Origin of the sequence: Pseudoalteromonas sp. P1-8, assembly GCF_001399985.1 — a bacterium.
Taxonomy (GTDB): domain Bacteria; phylum Pseudomonadota; class Gammaproteobacteria; order Enterobacterales; family Alteromonadaceae; genus Pseudoalteromonas.
The window spans coordinates 54,812-71,889 of sequence record NZ_LJSO01000014.1 but is presented as its reverse complement, the minus strand read 5'-3'; the positions used below and the strand labels follow the sequence as shown (position 1 = coordinate 71,889).

Here is a 17,078-nt window from a genome sequence, read left to right as displayed (position 1 = left end):
CGCACGTCTATGCAGTAAAGAATTAGTCTTTTTCGTCAATAATTGCTTTATAAAGTGCGTTTTTCTTCAAACCAAAATACTCAGCCACAACACCACAGGCTTTTTTCAGTGGCATTTCAGCTTCAAGTAAACCTAGCATGCGGCGCGCATCTTCTGGAATATCGTCACTTTGCTTTGCTTTACCCGGTAGCATCAATACGATTTCACCGCGTTGCTTAGTTGGGTCATCCGTTAAAAACTGTTTTAACTCGGCAACCGTGCCATTGAAAAAGGTTTCGAAAGTTTTGGTAAGTTCTTTGGCAAACACTACTGGCTGCTCTGCACCGAGAGCTGCTTCTAAATCATCAAGGCTCGCCATTATACGGTGGGTACTTTCATACATGATGCTAGTAATACCTGAGTTTACCGCTTCAATGAAAAAGGTCTGCCTTGCTTTACTCTTTGCTGGTGTAAAACCAATAAACTGAAAACGATCTGTTGGTAAACCAGAACAACATACAGCGGTAATTGCAGCACATGCTCCCGGCACTGGCGCGACGTGCGCGCCTTGTTCACGGCATAAATTGACCACCGCATAACCAGGGTCGCTAATAAGTGGCGTGCCGGCGTCAGATACCAGCGCAATGTTCATTCCTTGCTCTAACCAATCCACAATTTGTTGCGCTTTTTGTTTCTCGTTATGGTCATGCAGAGCAAAGGTTTTTGCTTTGATATTAAAGTGGCTTAACAACTTTCCTGTATGACGAGTATCTTCAGCGGCTATTAAGTCAACCTCAGATAGGGTTTGGATGGCACGCTGGCTGATGTCATCAAAGTTACCAATAGGCGTGGCAACAATGTAAAGAGTGCCGATTTTATCTGAATTGTCCTCATTTAACATTGAGGTCTCCTGCGTCAGTCAGTAATATAAGCAAATCGCGTTAACGTATCGGGAAATCATTGTGCGACTTAAACTTGTTAGTCTATTAATTGTATTGTCAGGGTTATCGGCTTGTAGCACAACCGAAAAACCTCGAAATAGTGCAGAAAATCAATCGAGCCAATCGAGTATTGCGCTATCACAGCTAACCGACGCACAATCTATGTACCAAGCGGCGCTAAACCGTCAAGGTGCCGATAAAATCCAGCTTTTATATACTGCACGTGATGCGGCTATCAGTGAAGAGCGCTGGGCACTGCTAGAAAAAATCTGCCTCGAACTTGAAGCAACCCCAAGTGTCGACCAAATTCAAAACAAACTTTACATTGCCCTTGCGCAAGAGCATCAAGGCAAAAGCGACTTAGCTTTAACTCAGTTACAACAACTTGAGCCTCAGTTAAGCCAGCCAGAGCATCAAGCATGGCATCAATACCTGACAGCGCGCGTTTACGCGTCGCAAGGCATGCCAAAACAAGCAATGCCTTTCTTTTTTAAGGCATCAACACTTAGCAGCGAAAATAACTTTACCGTTGCCAATTTAAACAAAGATTTATGGCAAAACCTAACCCAGCTCTCATCGTACGCACTTGAGCGCTTTAACCGAGGCTCTGTGGTGCAACAAGGTTGGGTTAATTTAGCGCTTTATCATCAAGTGTATTTAGGTGCGCCTGTAGAACTTCACCAAGCAATGAATAACTGGCTGCGTCGCTACCCGGGTCACCCAGCCGCTGAAGTGCTGCCAAAAAAAGTGACTGAGCTGGTACAAATTGAACCTTTAAATGTGAACCGTTTAGCTGTGCTTATTCCACAATCAGGTGCTAATGAGCGATTAGGTGATGCCTTAAAAGCCGGTGTGCTTGCGGCCTTAGATGGACAGTCATTAGAGCAAACCCTATTTATTGATGAATCACTATCAGCTGCAGAGATCTCACTCAAGCTAAGCGAATTTAATGCTGATTTTATTATTGGCCCACTACTAAAAAGCAATATCGAAAAGCTTACTAGCGCACAAACACTGGTTGATTACCCGGTAATGCATTTAAACACCTTTGATGGTGAGCGCATTTCACAGCAGCACTTTTTCTTTGCACTAAGCCCTGAGCATGAAGTTCAGCAAGCATTAGAGCGATTTTTAACAGCAGGCTATCAAAAGCCGATGTTGCTAGCCCCTAATAATAGTAACGGTCAGCGTTTAGTTGAACACTTTAATACGCAGTGGCAACGATACAGCGAAGTTAAACCACAAATAGGGTTTTACTCAGGTAAAGATGATATGCCGAAAACCATCACTGGCTTACTTGAAGTAGACCAAAGTAAAGAGCGTATTAAAGTCGTCAAATCATTATTCAAGCAAGAAGTAGAAAGTGAAACCCGCTCACGCAGCGACATTGACGTGATTTATATTTTAGGTGATGCCACCGAAACACGCTTAATCAAGCCTTATTTAGACGTTAATGTGAGTACCTTCGCAGATAGAATCCCGCTTTATGCCAGCTCAAAAAGCCACAGTAAACAAATTGATAGAACCGATAAAGGCGACTTAGATGGCCTTTATTTTACGGAACTACCTTGGATGCTTGACGGTCAAATTCAGCAACACAATTTACGCCAACAGTACGAAAGCTTATGGCCAGAAAACGCTGATATAAGCCAGCGCTTATTTGCCATGGCGTTCGATGCAGCCAGTATGCTCGGTGATGTAAAACAACTGAGTATGGTACAAGGCAAACGCTTTAGTGGTATCAGTGGTCAATTAAGCATTGCTAGTAATGGCTATGTTACACGCACCCTAGATTGGGCACAGTACAAGAATAAGAAAATCATTGCGGTTGATTTAGCGACTGAGCAACCAATCCCGCTATTTATGCAATCTGCTATTGGGATTAATGCCGCTGAATAACCTTTTTTAAAACGTAGTATTAGCTCAAGGATGAAGCTATGTCGTGGTTTAATCAATTGTGGCAAAATAGCCGCGAGAAAGGCCTGTATTACGAACATCAGGCAGAGCAGTATTTAATACAACATGGCTTAAAAGCCATTGAGCGTAATTACTTATGTAAATACGGTGAGCTTGACCTAATAATGCGTGACGGGCAAACACTAGTATTTGTAGAAGTAAAATTTAGAAAAAACGCCCTGCGTGGTGGTGCAAACTATGCGCTCAGCAAACAAAAGCAGCAACGATTAAGGCGCACGATTAGCCATTATCTTGCCGAGAAAAAGATCTCAAACCAGGCTATGCGGATAGATTATGTCGCTATAACAGGTGAGCTTAACAGCACCCTAAACTGGTTTAAAAATGTTTACTAACGCCGTTTGGCGTCGGCTTAATTTGGTAGGTTATGCAAGAAACGATAAAAAAAATCTTTACCGAAAATATTCAAGTTCAAATAGCGGCAGGTGAAGTACTGCCAAGCGCACTTGAATCGGCAGCGTTCACCATTGCACAAAGTCTTATTAACGGCAATAAACTGCTGTGTTGTGGCACTCCTAGCTGCCACATGTTGGCACAGCATATGGCTGGGCTGTTAATTAACTTTTATGAAACCGAGCGCCCATGCCTACCCGCAGTTGCGCTTGCACAAGATCAAGTTAACTTAGGCTCAGCCGCAAATAATGATGAGCATGAAACCTTTGCACGACAAATTCGTGCATTTGCACAGCAAGGCGACCTTTTATTAGCAATTGCTGTCAATGGTAATGAAAAGCAGATTATCTCAGCCGTTGAAGCGGCACTGACCCGTGATATGAAAGTGATTGTGCTTGTTGGTGATGATGGTGGTGAATTAGTTGGCTTACTTGGCCCAAATGATGTTGAAATTCGTGTTCCATCCAAACGCCCAAGCCGTATTGTTGAGTCACACTTAGTGAATTTACACTGCCTCAGTGAGCTTATCGATTTAACCTTATTCCCACAGGAAGAAAATTAATGTTTAAACAGTCTTTACTAGTATTTGGTACCGTTTTATTGCTGCAAGGCTGTGCAGCTGCCGTTGTCGCCGGTACTGCAGGCGCTGTAACTGCTGCGAATGATCGCCGCACGATTGGTTCACAAATCGACGATAACAACATCGAAATTAAAAGTTCTATTGCTATCAGCGAAAATGAGCGCCTACATAAATTTGCTAACGTTAACGTCATTAGCGTTAATGGCATTGTGCTTATGATTGGCCAAGTTGCTAACGCAGAAATGAAAGACGAAGCACAACGCGCTATTGAAGGCGTTGATGGTATTCGTAAAATCCACAACCAAATTCGCATTGGCTCAAATATTGGTATGAGTACGCAAACGCACGACTCTTGGTTAACCTCTAAAGTGAAAACGCAATTGCTCACCACAGAAAGCATCAGCAGCAATAACATCAAAGTAGTAACAGAGAATGGCGAAGTCTTTTTGATGGGCTTAGTGAGCGATTCTGAAGCGAATTTAGCGGTTGATGTAGCACGTAACGTATCAGGCGTTGAACGAGTTATTAAAGTGTTTGAATATCTGTAACGCTAAACAGTTAATTAATAATAAAAAACCCGCTTAATAGCGGGTTTTCTTTTGTCTGACTAAGGTTACTTAATCACTCGTAAGTGAGCACCTTTTTTCTTCTCTGGTTTAGCAGGTGGTTCATCATCTGGCGTAATATCGTCAGGTGTTTCAACACTTTCTAATACCGGAGCAAAATCGTCTTCGTCCTCGATGAATTCTTCTGCAGTAAATACAGTCCCTTCACCATTCTCACGTGCATAAATTGCGAGCACAGCACCCATAGGTACGTACACTTGCATTGGTTGGCCACCAAAGCGCGCATTAAAGCTAAGCTGTTGGTTGTCCATTGCAAATTGTGTTACCGCTGATGGGCTAATGTTCAAAACGATCTGACCGTCTTGCACAAACTGTGTTGGTACTTGTACAGCAGGAAAATCAGCGTTAACCACTAAGTGTGGTGTGCACTGATTATCAACAATCCAATCAAAGAAAGCGCGTAGTAAATAAGGACGATTAGGCGTCATTATAAACGGATCTCACGCTCTGCTTCAGTTAGTGAAGCTTGGAATGATTCACGCTCAAATAAACGCAACATGTATTCTTTAAGCTCTTTCGCGCCTGCACCATTAAGCTCAATGCCAAGCTCAGGTAAACGCCAAAGTAGTGGTGCTAAGTAACAATCAACTAAGCTGAACTCTTCACTCATGAAGTAAGGTGCTTCAGAGAAGATTGGTGCAATTGCAAGTAACGCTTCTGTAAGCTCTTTACGTGCTTGCGCAGCTTCGCTGCTACCGCTAGTGATTTTGTTAGCTAGGCTATACCAATCCGTGTCGATACGATGCATCATCAGACGACTACGGCCACGCATAACCGGATAAACTGGCATTAGTGGAGGATGAGGGAAACGTTCATCAAGGTATTCCATGATGATGTTTGCCTGATATAAACCAAGCTCACGATCGATCAGTGTTGGTACTGTACCGTAAGGGTTAATCTCATGAAGTGCTTCTGGCAGGTTATCCTTTTCAGCCAGGTGAATGTCAACACTTACACCTTTTTCAGCAAGTACGATACGTACTTGATGGCTATACATACAGTTAGCACCAGAAAACAGGGTCATTACAGGGCGCTTATTGGCAGCTACGGCCATGCCTACCTCCATTATATTACAAAAACAGCAATAGGGGCTTAAGCCCCTATCACAAAACTACCTTTCAAAATGCCCAGGATTAGTGAACATCTCTCCAGTATTCTTTCTTCAGCATGAATGCCAAGATAAATAGAATCACTAGGAAACCAATTACCTTAAGACCTAACGCTTCTGACTCTAAACGTGACGGCTCGCCAACGTAAGCTAAGAAGTTAGTTAAGTCACGAGCAGCACGATCGTACTCGTCAACACTCATTTCACCAGAACCATCTGTTTCAACGCCAACAACTTTAGTCACAGTGTGACCATGTTCTTCCACTTCTTCAGTGATTGGTGTTGGTAAACCTTGTAGTTCTTGAAGAACGTGTGGCATACCTACCGATGGGAAAACAACGTTGTTTACGCCAAACGGACGAGACTCGTCTTTATAGAATGACTTCAGATAAGTGTAGATCCAGTCAGTACCACGAACTCGCGCAACAAGCGTAAGATCCGGTGGCGCTGCGCCAAACCATTTAGCTGCGTCATCTTTATCAATCGCATTTTTGATGTGGCTACCTACTTTTGAGCCATCAAAAATTAATTGCTCTTGACCAATCTCAGTAGGAATACCGATATCGCGGAACGTACGCTCATAACGTTGATACTGCATTTGGTGACAACCAAGACAGTAGTTCATGAACAATTTAGCACCGCGCTGTAAAGATGCGTTATCTTTAAGGTCAATGTTCGCATCCATTAAAGGAACCGAAGGACCTGCTGCCATTGTCAACGATGGCAACAATGCGAATAAACCGATAATTAGCTTTTTCATCATTTCGTCAACCTCGTTGGTAATGGCTTAGTTTTCTCATTCTTGCTGTAAACAAATAACAATACGAAGAACATGAAGTATGTCACAGTCGTGATTTGTGATAACAGCGTTTTGAAATCAGTTTGTGGTGTAGCACCAACCCAACCCAAGATAACGAAAGTTACCACGAATTGTGCGATGTTTAACTTGTGTAAACCACAACGATAACGAATAGAGCGAACCGAACCACGGTCAATCCAAGGTAGTAACGCAAGCACTACGATAGATGCACCCATCGCCACAACACCCATTAACTTGTTAGGGATTGCACGTAGGATTGCGTAGAATGGCGTAAAGTACCAAACTGGGAAAATGTGCTCTGGTGTTTTCAGCGGGTTAGCTGCTTCGAAGTTTGGCGCTTCTAGGAAGAAACCATTCATCGCAGGCATAAAGAATACAACCCAACAGAATAAGATTAAGAAACCAACCACACCCACAATATCTTTTACTGTGTAGTAAGGGTGGAACGGGATTGCATCAACAATGTCTTTCTTGTTGGTGTAATACTCGTGGAATTTGAATTTAGGCTTATCTTCTTCAGCTACAGTGCCTTTCTTACGTTTAATTTCAACACCATCAGGGTTGTTTGAACCCACTTCGTGTAGTGCAACAATGTGTAAGAATACTAAGATAACGATTACTAAAGGTAATGCAATTACGTGTAGTGCAAAGAAGCGGTTAAGCGTAGCACCAGAAATTACGTAGTCACCACGGATCCAAAGCGTTAAGTCATCACCAATAACCGGAATCGCACCGAATAGTGAAATGATTACCTGTGCACCCCAGAAAGACATTTGTCCCCAAGGTAGTAAGTAACCCATGAAAGCTTCAGCCATAAGCGCTAAGAAGATGAACATACCGAATAACCACAGTAATTCACGTGGTTTTTGGTAAGAACCGTAGATCATGCCACGGAACATGTGCAGGTATACAACGATAAAGAACGCTGATGCACCTGTTGAGTGAAGGTAACGAAGTAACCAACCGTATTCTACATCACGCATGATGTATTCTACCGATGCGAAAGCACCTTCAGCAGATGGTACGAAGTTCATTGTTAACCAGATACCAGTTACGATTTGGTTAACAAGTACTAACATGGCTAAAGAGCCAAAGAAGTACCAGAAGTTAAAGTTTTTTGGTGCTGGATACTGTGCAATATGCATGTTCCAAACACGTGTCATTGGAATACGATCGTCGATCCAACCAATAATTTTACCAAACATTACGCCACTCCTTTTTCTTCACCGACTAGAATAGTCGTGTCATCAAGGAAGGTATACGGAGGAATTTCTAGATTTAATGGTGCAGGTACAGATTGGAATACACGACCAGCCATATCAAATTTAGAACCGTGACACGGACAGAAGAAACCGTCGTCTGTGCCCTCTACTTTCTCACCAAAGCCACCTTGTAGGAAGCTAGGAGAACAACCTAAGTGCGTACAAATACCAACAGCAACGAAAATTTCAGGACGTTGCGAACGATATTCATTGGTTGATGATTCAGGTTGTTGAGGCTCTTCAGACGCAGGATCACGAAGTTGACCTTCATGTTCTTTCATCTGTTCAAGCATTCTTGGTGTACGATTAATAACCCAAACAGGTTTTCCTCGCCACTCAACACGTATTAATTGTCCTGGCTCAAGCTTGCTGATATCTACTTCTACAGGCGCACCCGCAGATTTAGCTCGCTCACTTGGATTCCAAGACGCAATAAAAGGAACAGCAGCCCCAGCCGCACCAACACCACCAACAACAGAGGTAGCTATGGTTAAAAAGCGACGTCGGCCATTGTCTACAGGCGCATTGCTCATCCACTTATCTCCACTATGATTCCCAACACTTGCCATATTGAGAACATCAGTTACAGCAGGTTAATTTTTAGAAATTTCAAAATAGACGCGATCATAATTAAAACCCTTGATTAAAACAAGGTTATTCACAGTCTCATGCTCGAATAAACCCTATTTAATGAATTATTAATTTAGGTTAGCTCGAGTATGAAGCCGCTGGTTATGATAACGCATATAAAAAAACAATATACTGACCAAGATCAACCTCACTAAGAGGAAACAGAATTCTGCATTAGCTGTTGTTGAACTCACTCACATTACTTGCCCCCCAATTGTAGCAAAAAATTTCATCAATTAACTGATGGATTTAAGCTAATTTTGCTAAATCTTGAAGTTTTTTTACTGTTATACGTACTAATTATTATCAGTGGTTAATTATCGAACGAAAAAAGGTAGGATTTTGCGCTTCAGCGAGATGCGAGATGCGAGATGCGAGATGAGATGCGAGATGCGAGATGCGAGATGCGAGATGCGAGATGCGAGAAGTATATGGGAATATTAAGCCTTGGCAAGAACTTGTTCATTCAAGCAGTGAGCCCTCTCTCGATCAGCTAAAAACTGACGGCTTAAAGCTGACAGCTCTGAAAAACAAAAAACCCAGCCGAAGCTGGGTTTTTGGTATTCTGATAAACGTAAATATTAACGTTTTGAGAATTGTGGACGCTTACGTGCTTTCTTAAGACCCACTTTCTTACGCTCAACTTTACGTGCATCACGTGTAACGAAACCTGCTTTACGAAGTGTAGGACGTAGAGACTCGTCAAACTCCATAAGTGCACGAGTGATACCGTGACGGATAGCACCAGCTTGACCAGTAGTACCACCACCTGAAACAGTGATGTGTAGGTCAAACTTTTCAGTCATTTCTACGTGCTCTAATGCTTGACGAACAACCATGCGAGCAGTCTCACGACCGAAGTACTCTTCTAGAGAGCGCTTGTTGATTACGATGTTACCAGTGCCTGGGCGTAAGAATACGCGAGCACTTGAACTTTTACGACGACCTGTACCGTAGTATTGATTTGCCATGATAGTGCTCCTTAAATGTCTAGAACCTGAGGCTGTTGTGCAGCATGGTTGTGCTCAGTACCTGAGTAAACTTTAAGTTTACGGTACATTGCGCGGCCTAAAGGACCACGTGGCAACATGCCTTTAACAGCTTTTTCGATGATCATTTCAGGCTTTGCAGCTTGAAGCTTGTCGAAAGTAGTAGACTTAAGACCACCTGGGAAACCAGTATGAGCGTAGTACATTTTGTCTTTTGCTTTATTACCAGTAACAGTAACTTTCTCAGCGTTGATAACGATGATGTAATCACCAGTATCTACGTGAGGAGTGTATTCAGCTTTATGCTTACCGCGTAGGCGACGAGCGATTTCAGTAGCGATGCGACCTAAAGTTTTACCTTCAGCGTCAACTACGTACCAGTCACGTTTTACTGTTTCTGGCTTAGCAACAAACGTTTTCATTTATTAAAATCCAATGTTTTTTAATTAAAACCACAGGTAATTATTATTAATTACCGCTCTAAGTTGAATGCTTTAACCCCTTCGAGTTTAAGACTTTGAGCCATCAATTAGAGGCTAAACTAATATCTGGCAATAGAACGCAACGTGGCAGACGCGGGAGTATACCAGCACTTGAACCACATTGCTATATGATGGTTGTTTTTTATTCGAGAAAATCAGCTATCAGCTATCAGCTATCAGCTATCAGCTATCAGCTATCNNNNCAGCTATCAGCTATCAGCTATCAGCTATCAGCTATCAGCTATCAAAAACATAAAACCAGAGAAATAAATGTAAAGCTATTGTGGTTAAAAACATAAAAACTAAACCACTATCTCGATCAGCTAAAAACTGACGGCTGAAGGCTGACAGCTCTACTACGCTAGATGCTCTTTTGCTAAATACTCTAGCGATTGCATTTCTTGTAGTCGGCTAATACAACGCTTAAATTCAAAATTTAAGTTACCTTCGCTATATAGCTCGGTTATTGGCTTTTCAGCAGAAATAATCAGCGTTACATGACGCTCGTAGAATTCATCCACTAGCGCGATAAAACGACGTGCGGCATCATCATTGGCTTGGCCTAATGATTTTACGTTAGACAAAATCACCGTGTTATAAAGTCGGCTTATTTCCATGTAATCAACTTGGCTGCGGGCTGTTTCACATAGTTCACTAAACTCAAACATAGCAATACAGTCAGACACTTTACGGGTTTTGATCATCCGCCCTTCAATTTCAATTTCTTTATCGAGCACACCCGGCTCAGGTGACAACTTATCGAAGTATTCAAATAAATTATCATCAGCTTGCTTATCAAGCGGACTATGGAAAATTTCGGCTTGCTCAAGGGTACGTAAGCGATAATCAACCCCCGAATCAACATTAACAATTTCGGTATTGGCTTTTACCAGTTCTATTGCTGGTAAGAAACGCGCACGTTGTAAACCGTTTCGATATAGCTCATCAGGCACGATGTTTGATGTCGCAACCAGCACAATACCGCGTTCAAATAATGCTTCCATCAAACCACCTAGTAGCATTGCATCAGTGATATCTTGCACAAAAAATTCATCGAAACAGATAATGTCTGTTTCTGATTTAAAGATATCTGCAACCACATTTAATGGATTACTGGTATTTTTTAACTTTTTCAGCTCATCATGCACGCGATGCATAAAACGGTGAAAGTGCACACGCATCTTACGATCAGTAGGTAAAGCTTCGTAGAAAGTATCAACTAAATAGGTCTTACCTCTACCTACTCCACCCCAAAAATACAGCCCTTTTATACTTGGCGTGCTATCTTTAGAGAATAGTTTGGCAAACCACCCCTTCGCGGCCGGTTTGTCTGCCGTTAGGTCATCATAGAGTCTTTGCAAATGGCGCACTGCATTTTCTTGCGCTGCATCATGTACAAAGTCTTCACGTTGTAAATCTTGTTGGTATTTCTGCCAAGGAGTCATAGGTCGTTACAATAAAACACAGTTAAATTTGCACAGTATATTAACACGCATCGTATCTCAGGGTATATTAGCCCGCAGTATGATTTCACAATCAAATTAAGCATATTTTAATAATGATTGGACTATAAATGCTTTTAAAGCATTTGTTTTTGTTATTTTTTCCCAAAGGGGTAGATTTATGGGCACAATTACCTGGATAGGTATTCTAATCATCGTTGCAATTTCAGCATTCTTCATTGGTGCTTTTGTAACCAAAAAACAATTTAAGCAAGACGAACTAGAACAACAAGTCGAGCAAGCTAACAATGCGCTTGAACAATATCGTCAAGATGTAGCTGATCATCTAGCGAGCACAGGTAAGCTAGTATCTAAAATGAAAGATAACTACGACCAGCTACTGAACCATGTAGAAGAAACAAATAAACTACTACTTGCTGATAAAAAACAGCATCCAAATGAGCCGTTCTTTTCTAAAGAAACGACTGAGCAATTACAAAACTCATTACAAGACCGCAGAGGCGATCGTTCAAGTGCCGAAGCTCAGCCTGCTGACTATGTTGTTGGTGAAACGGGCTTGTTCACTGGCTCAGAGAAAGTTTCAGAACATTCTAAAGCCTCTTGATGAACTTTTTTTTGACCCCATAGTCTTTAGATATAACAGCTTTATATCTAAACCAAGAAAAGGGCTGCTTATGCAGCCCTTTTTAGTTTTTGCTTTATCTCTGAAGTGGAGTAAACCCAGACTATGAAAATGAAATTATCTGTTATCAGTGCTGCTATTTTATCTTCTAGCTTATTATTAAGTCCTGCAATTTCAATGGCAAAACTTCCTGTTGCTGTAAATGGTCAACAATTGCCAACCCTAGCACCTATGCTTGAACAGATCACACCGGGAGTGGTGAGTATTCAAGTGTCAGGCTCTAAAGAAGTTCGCCGCCGTGCGACTCCTTTTGATGACTTTTTTGGTGTTCCTCGTGGTGGCAGTCAAAAGCGTGAATTTAGTGGCCTAGGCTCAGGTGTGATCATTGATGCAGACGAAGGTTACGTGGTAACCAATAACCATGTTATCGAAGATGCCGAAAAAATGGTGGTGACCTTAGAAGATGGTCGCGAATATGAAGCAACTAAAATCGGTAGCGACAAAGAATCAGATATTGCCTTATTGCAAATTGATGCAGAGGACTTAACCGCGCTTAAAATTGCCGATTCAGATCAGTTACGTGTAGGTGATTTTGCAGTTGCCATTGGTAATCCATTTGGTTTAAGTCACACAGTAACATCAGGTATCGTCAGTGCCCTTGGCCGTAGCGGTTTAAATATAGAAGGCTATGAAGACTTTATTCAAACCGATGCAGCTATCAACCAAGGTAACTCAGGCGGCGCGTTAGTTAACCTTAATGGTGAGCTGATTGGTATCAACACCGCTATCTTAGGTGCATCTGGAGGCAACGTGGGGATTGGCTTTGCAATTCCATCTACCATGATGAAAAACCTTGTTGACCAAATTATCGAACACGGTGAAGTGCGCCGTGGCTCATTAGGTATTTCGGGTCGCCCACTTGATGCAGGCCTTGCTAAAGCACAACAACTCGACGTGAAGCAAGGCGCTTACGTTATGCAAGTAATGGATGATACCGCAGCAAGTAAAGCGGGTATCAAAGCCGGTGATGTAATTATTAGTGTCGATGGCACCGAAATTAGTGGCTTCCATGAACTACGCAGTAAAATTGCTACACTTGGTGAAGGCAAAAAAGTAAAACTGGGCATTTACCGAGATGGCAAAGTTAAAACTGTTAATGTCACGCTCGATGGTGCATCAGCCACAACTGCCGCAGGCGAAGAGACACACCCTGCTTTCCAAGGTGCAACATTAGAAAACACTCAGAAGAGTGATGGTAAAGGTGTTGAAGTAACCGGCGTGCAAGCACGTTCTCCTGCTGCTCGCGTTGGCCTTGAAGAAGGTGACGTGATCATGCAAGTTAACCGTCAACGCGTTGAAACAATTCGCGACATGAATAAGATCATCGAAAATACCAAAGGTAACATCGTACTAGGTGTTAAGCGCGGTAGAGAGCTTATTTTCGTACTGATCCAGTAAACCTAGTTGATAAATCATGAAAAAATAACAGCGGTGCTTGCCGCTGTTATTTTTTTTGTGCCATCATTAAGGGATTGCTCACTGATAATAAGAATACTGTGCTAAAACTTTTTAAATTTATCCTTCCTCCGCTTTTCACCGGTTTAGGCATTGCCTTTTTAGTGGTGTTATTTAGCCCAAGCCTTCGTAGCACACTGTTACCAGATATGAATTTACCTGCGGCGATATCATCAGAGCACATGAGCTTTGCTGATGCAGTGCAAAAAGCAGCACCGTCGGTTGTTACTATTTTTTCAGAAAGCATTTCCAATCAACCGCGCTATAAACGCCAAAACACCGTTCAAGCTCTCGGCTCTGGTGTGATCATGACCCAAGACGGCTATATTCTGACTAACTACCATGTAATTAAAAATGCCGATCTCATTATCGTCACGCTGGCTGATGGCCGTCGCTTTTATGATGTACAAGTGATTGGTTTTGATACTCAAACAGATTTAGCGCTATTAAAGATCAGCGCTGAGCATTTACCAAAAATTCCAGTAAATGATAAATTTAAGCCACGTGTTGGTGATGTTGTTTTAGCGATTGGTAACCCACTTAACTTAGGCCAAACCATTACCCAAGGTATAATCAGTGCGACGGGTAAACAAAACTTAATCGATAGCCCTTACAGCAGCCTGTTACAGATGGATGCTGCGATTAACGTAGGTAACTCAGGTGGCGCGTTAGTTAATTCACGAGGTGACTTAGTCGGTATTACCTCGGCACAATTTAAAACTCATGAAAATCTCGATATTCAGGGTATCTTTTTTGCGGTACCTTACTCGATTGCCAAAGATGTGATGGATAAGCTAATCAAACATGGTCGTGTCGTTCGTGGCTATTTAGGCTTCAGTGGCACAGGTATTGATAGCACGGGCAAAGATGTAAGCGATAGCTTTACACCTGTTGCAGGCATGCGTATTTCTCAACTTGATCCATTTGGCCCAGCTTGGAAAGCAGGCATCAGAGAAACTGACATTGTAATCAAAATTGGCGGTATTCCTGTAGCCAACCCACAACAAGTGCTCGAGAAACTTGCGAATACAGAACCAGGTAAAGAGCTTGAATTTGAGATTTACCGCGATGGTAAAGTCTTAAAAGTGATGGTAACTGTTGCTGAACTCGAAGACGAGCAGTAGTTACTGAAACAACACAGATATAAAAAAGGCCTAACTGATGTTAGGCCTTTTTTATAAGTCTTAGCGATTAGCTTGAACGACGCTTGATATTGGCACCTAGAGCACTCAACTTATCTTCAATGCGTTGATAACCACGATCTACGTGATAGATGCGGTCAACAATAGTCTCACCTTGAGCAACGATGCCAGTAAGAATCAGACTTGCCGAGGCACGTAAATCAGTTGCCATTACCTGTGCGCCCGATAAGCTTTCGGTATCCCCACAAATTGCTGTATTACCTTCTAAGCGAATGTTTGCGCCCATACGCTGTAACTCAGGCACGTGCATAAAACGGTTTTCGAAAATCGTTTCTGTGATGGTTGCACTGCCCTTCGCTACCACATTTAAAGCTGTAAATTGCGCTTGCATATCGGTAGGGAAACCCGGGTGTGGCATAGTCTTAATATTAACCGCTTTTAGTTCGCGGCCACGCATATCAAGGTAAATGCTGTTATCAGTGACTTCAACCAAGGCATTGGTAGCACGCAACTTTTCAATCACAGGATCAAGACTATGGTGGTCTGTATTTTTACAAAGCACTTCACCGCCAGCCATTGCCGCCGCAACCAAGAAAGTGCCTGTTTCAATGCGATCAGGAAGAATGCTGTACTCACAACCCGATAGTGACTCAACCCCTTCAATTTCGATACGGCTAGTGCCTGCACCGCTGATCTTCGCCCCCATCGCAATTAAGCAATTAGCAAGATCGGTAATTTCAGGTTCGCGAGCTGCATTTTCAAGTACTGTTTTACCGTCAGCCAGCGTTGCTGCCATCAGTAAGTTCTCTGTTGCGCCAACACTGACCATCTCCATAAAGATTTCAGCGCCTTTTAAGCGACCATCAACCTTGGCGTTGATGTAACCATTTTCAACCTTGATGATAGCGCCCATGCGCTCAAGACCTTGAATATGGATATCAACTGGGCGAGCACCAATTGCACAACCACCAGGCAGTGATACTTGCGCTTCACCAAAACGGGCAACTAAAGGACCTAATGCAAGTACTGAGGCACGCATTTGCTTTACCAGCTCGTACGGTGCAAGCGTTTTATCAACCGTCGCACCATCAATGATTAGCTTGTCTTGCTGCCACTCGACATTTGCACCCAGTGTTTTTAACAAGGCTTCTGTGGTGCCAATATCGCGTAAACGAGGAACATTACTAAAGGTACTTTTGCCCTGCCCTAAAAGCGCAGCAAAAAGAATTGGAAGAGCGGCATTTTTAGCGCCAGAAATAGTGACTTCACCTGCCAGCGAGGTGCCACCTTGAATAACAAATTGATCCATTAGGAGGCCCTGCGACTATTGAGGTAAAATAAATTTTTGTTCGCGTTTCCATTCAGTCGGTGTGAACGCTTTAATAGATACAGCGTGGATTGTACCGTCTGAGATTGTTGACATTAACGGAGCATAAACCAACTGTTGCTTCTTCACGCGAGATAAACCATCAAAACACTCACCAACAGCAATCACTTCGTAGTGGCTACCATTTGCTTTAACAATCACTTCATCTAGTTTTAGTTCGTCGCGTAATAACGTTTCGACTTGGCTTGTTTCCATAAATCTCACTCAAATAAGTTTGTGACCTGACCCAATTGCATTAAATTTTGCAGTTGTTCAGGGCTATTTTGCAGTTCAAGGTGAATACCTTGCTGCTTTAATTCTGCGAAAGAGTGAATTAACCAAGCTAAGCCCGCTGTGTCAACCCTAGATAGCCCAGAAAGGTCAAAATACCATGTTTTATGGCTAGAATCTGGCTTGGCGTTCAGAAGGCGTTCACGGCCAATTGAATTTCGAGTCAGTTCGCCACTGACTCGAAACTGGTTATCTTCAAGTTGAGTAATCTCGACTTTACTCATCGCCACCATCACCTCTAAATTGCACTGGCAGTTGGCTCTTCTGCTCTAGTAAGTCACTTACATAATCTAGACCATGTTGGCGTAAAATACCTTGTAATTCACTTTGTTTAGCATCAAGCAAACTAATACCTTCTGCGATCATATCGTACGCGCCCCAGTCACCACTGCGGTCTTCACGTACTTTAAAGTCGATTCTGATATCAGGTTTACCGGCTTCAACAATCTTAGTTTTAACAACCACCACATCTTGGCCTTTGAAAGGCTGAGGCGGAGCAAACTCAACGCTTTGGTTGGTGTATTGAGTAAACACACCTGCGTAAGTAGCAATTAAATACTTTTGAAAAACCTCAATGAAGCGTTGTAACTCTTTAATCGCTTTCGCTTTTTCCTCTTTATCTTCGATAGCACGCACCTTTGACACGTGATTACCTAGTACGCGCAGTGCAGCATACTTGTAGTCAATGTAAGGCATTAGCTCTTCTTCTACAATAACGCGAAGATGCTCTTTGTCTTTCGCGATAAGAGGTTGGTCTTTGGTAATACGTGCAAAAGTATTATCTGACACTGTACGAACCATTTTGTACGGGTCTTTTAAATCAACCTTAGGTTCAGCGGCTTGTGCGTTTAGGCTAAACAGCACAGCAATACATAATAAAAACTTCTTAAACATA

20 protein-coding genes are annotated in these 17,078 nt (G+C 42.5%); 7 read left to right on the top strand and 13 right to left on the bottom strand.

Annotated elements, in window-relative coordinates:
* Positions 1-22: 22 nt before the first annotated feature.
* On the bottom strand, positions 23-880 hold the full coding sequence (gene rsmI, locus AN213_RS16795) for a 16S rRNA (cytidine(1402)-2'-O)-methyltransferase (protein ID WP_054561082.1): 858 nt from the start codon (positions 878-880) through the stop codon (positions 23-25).
* Between the two features lie 61 nt (positions 881-941).
* Between rsmI and AN213_RS16790 the strand changes: the two genes are divergently transcribed.
* From AN213_RS16790 to dolP, 4 genes are read left to right on the top strand one after another with little or no spacing between them, the layout of a single operon-like run.
* Positions 942-2,819, top strand: coding sequence for a penicillin-binding protein activator (locus AN213_RS16790; protein WP_055199194.1), 1,878 nt, complete (start codon positions 942-944; stop codon positions 2,817-2,819).
* Between the two features lie 38 nt (positions 2,820-2,857).
* Entirely contained in the window at positions 2,858-3,229 is a 372-nt protein-coding gene (locus AN213_RS16785) for a YraN family protein (protein WP_055020790.1), read from the top strand.
* A 32-nt stretch (positions 3,230-3,261) separates the two neighbouring features.
* On the top strand, positions 3,262-3,849 hold the full coding sequence (locus tag AN213_RS16780) for an SIS domain-containing protein (RefSeq protein ID WP_054561085.1): 588 nt from the start codon (positions 3,262-3,264) through the stop codon (positions 3,847-3,849).
* Positions 3,849-4,415, top strand: coding sequence for a division/outer membrane stress-associated lipid-binding lipoprotein (gene dolP / locus AN213_RS16775; protein ID WP_054561086.1), 567 nt, complete (start codon positions 3,849-3,851; stop codon positions 4,413-4,415). The genes AN213_RS16780 and dolP overlap by 1 nt, the downstream gene beginning before the upstream one ends.
* Positions 4,416-4,480: 65 nt before the next feature.
* On the opposite strand, the gene AN213_RS16770 is transcribed toward dolP, so the two are convergent.
* The 8 genes from AN213_RS16770 to zapE all read right to left on the bottom strand — a co-directional run bounded on the left by AN213_RS16770 (position 4,481) and on the right by zapE (position 11,229).
* Complete coding sequence (locus tag AN213_RS16770) at positions 4,481-4,921, bottom strand: ClpXP protease specificity-enhancing factor (protein ID WP_054554182.1); 441 nt, start codon at positions 4,919-4,921, stop codon at positions 4,481-4,483.
* Positions 4,921-5,547, bottom strand: a complete 627-nt coding sequence (sspA, locus tag AN213_RS16765; RefSeq protein WP_054554181.1) for a stringent starvation protein SspA — start codon at positions 5,545-5,547, stop codon at positions 4,921-4,923. The genes AN213_RS16770 and sspA overlap by 1 nt, the downstream gene beginning before the upstream one ends.
* A 79-nt stretch (positions 5,548-5,626) precedes the next feature.
* Positions 5,627-6,364 carry a cytochrome c1 gene (locus AN213_RS16760; protein ID WP_054554180.1) on the bottom strand — a complete coding sequence of 246 codons (738 nt, stop codon included), beginning with the start codon at positions 6,362-6,364 and terminating at the stop codon, positions 5,627-5,629.
* Positions 6,361-7,626 carry a cytochrome b N-terminal domain-containing protein gene (locus AN213_RS16755; RefSeq protein WP_054554179.1) on the bottom strand — a complete coding sequence of 422 codons (1,266 nt, stop codon included), beginning with the start codon at positions 7,624-7,626 and terminating at the stop codon, positions 6,361-6,363. Before AN213_RS16755 ends, AN213_RS16760 begins: the two co-directional genes overlap by 4 nt.
* Complete coding sequence (gene petA, locus AN213_RS16750; RefSeq protein WP_054554178.1) at positions 7,626-8,216, bottom strand: ubiquinol-cytochrome c reductase iron-sulfur subunit; 591 nt, start codon at positions 8,214-8,216, stop codon at positions 7,626-7,628. Before petA ends, AN213_RS16755 begins: the two co-directional genes overlap by 1 nt.
* Positions 8,217-8,894: 678 nt before the next feature.
* Positions 8,895-9,287 (bottom strand): 30S ribosomal protein S9, encoded by a 393-nt coding sequence (rpsI, locus tag AN213_RS16745; protein WP_095209788.1) that lies wholly within the window; start codon positions 9,285-9,287, stop codon positions 8,895-8,897.
* 8 nt (positions 9,288-9,295) lie between these two features.
* Positions 9,296-9,724 (bottom strand): 50S ribosomal protein L13, encoded by a 429-nt coding sequence (gene rplM, locus AN213_RS16740; RefSeq protein WP_054561088.1) that lies wholly within the window; start codon positions 9,722-9,724, stop codon positions 9,296-9,298.
* A 416-nt stretch (positions 9,725-10,140) separates the two neighbouring features.
* On the bottom strand, positions 10,141-11,229 hold the full coding sequence (zapE, locus tag AN213_RS16735) for a cell division protein ZapE (RefSeq protein ID WP_054561089.1): 1,089 nt from the start codon (positions 11,227-11,229) through the stop codon (positions 10,141-10,143).
* Between the two features lie 178 nt (positions 11,230-11,407).
* Here zapE and AN213_RS16730 point away from each other — a divergent pair, with 178 nt between their 5' ends.
* The 3 genes from AN213_RS16730 (at position 11,408) to AN213_RS16720 (ending at position 14,508) form a co-directional block, all read left to right on the top strand.
* The gene (locus AN213_RS16730; protein WP_055020791.1) at positions 11,408-11,851 is read left to right on the top strand and encodes a YhcB family protein; all 444 of its coding nucleotides are present in this window, start codon (positions 11,408-11,410) and stop codon (positions 11,849-11,851) included.
* A gap of 123 nt (positions 11,852-11,974) precedes the next feature.
* A complete protein-coding gene (locus AN213_RS16725) occupies positions 11,975-13,327 on the top strand; it encodes a Do family serine endopeptidase (protein WP_054561091.1) in 1,353 nt (450 codons plus the stop codon).
* A gap of 98 nt (positions 13,328-13,425) precedes the next feature.
* Positions 13,426-14,508: a trypsin-like peptidase domain-containing protein gene (locus AN213_RS16720; protein WP_055020793.1), complete on the top strand. Its 1,083-nt coding sequence runs from the start codon at positions 13,426-13,428 to the stop codon at positions 14,506-14,508.
* A gap of 67 nt (positions 14,509-14,575) precedes the next feature.
* On the opposite strand, the gene murA is transcribed toward AN213_RS16720, so the two are convergent.
* Genes murA through AN213_RS16700 form a run of 4 tightly spaced genes read right to left on the bottom strand, consistent with a single transcriptional unit; the run spans position 14,576 to position 17,077 of the window.
* Positions 14,576-15,835 (bottom strand): UDP-N-acetylglucosamine 1-carboxyvinyltransferase, encoded by a 1,260-nt coding sequence (murA, locus tag AN213_RS16715; protein WP_055199193.1) that lies wholly within the window; start codon positions 15,833-15,835, stop codon positions 14,576-14,578.
* A 15-nt stretch (positions 15,836-15,850) separates the two neighbouring features.
* The gene (locus tag AN213_RS16710) at positions 15,851-16,108 is read right to left on the bottom strand and encodes a BolA family protein (protein ID WP_054554171.1); all 258 of its coding nucleotides are present in this window, start codon (positions 16,106-16,108) and stop codon (positions 15,851-15,853) included.
* Positions 16,109-16,113: 5 nt separating this feature from the next.
* The gene (locus AN213_RS16705) at positions 16,114-16,407 is read right to left on the bottom strand and encodes a lipid asymmetry maintenance protein MlaB (protein ID WP_054561094.1); all 294 of its coding nucleotides are present in this window, start codon (positions 16,405-16,407) and stop codon (positions 16,114-16,116) included.
* A complete protein-coding gene (locus AN213_RS16700) occupies positions 16,400-17,077 on the bottom strand; it encodes a phospholipid-binding protein MlaC (protein WP_055199192.1) in 678 nt (225 codons plus the stop codon). The genes AN213_RS16705 and AN213_RS16700 overlap by 8 nt, the downstream gene beginning before the upstream one ends.
* Position 17,078 lies beyond the last annotated feature (1 nt).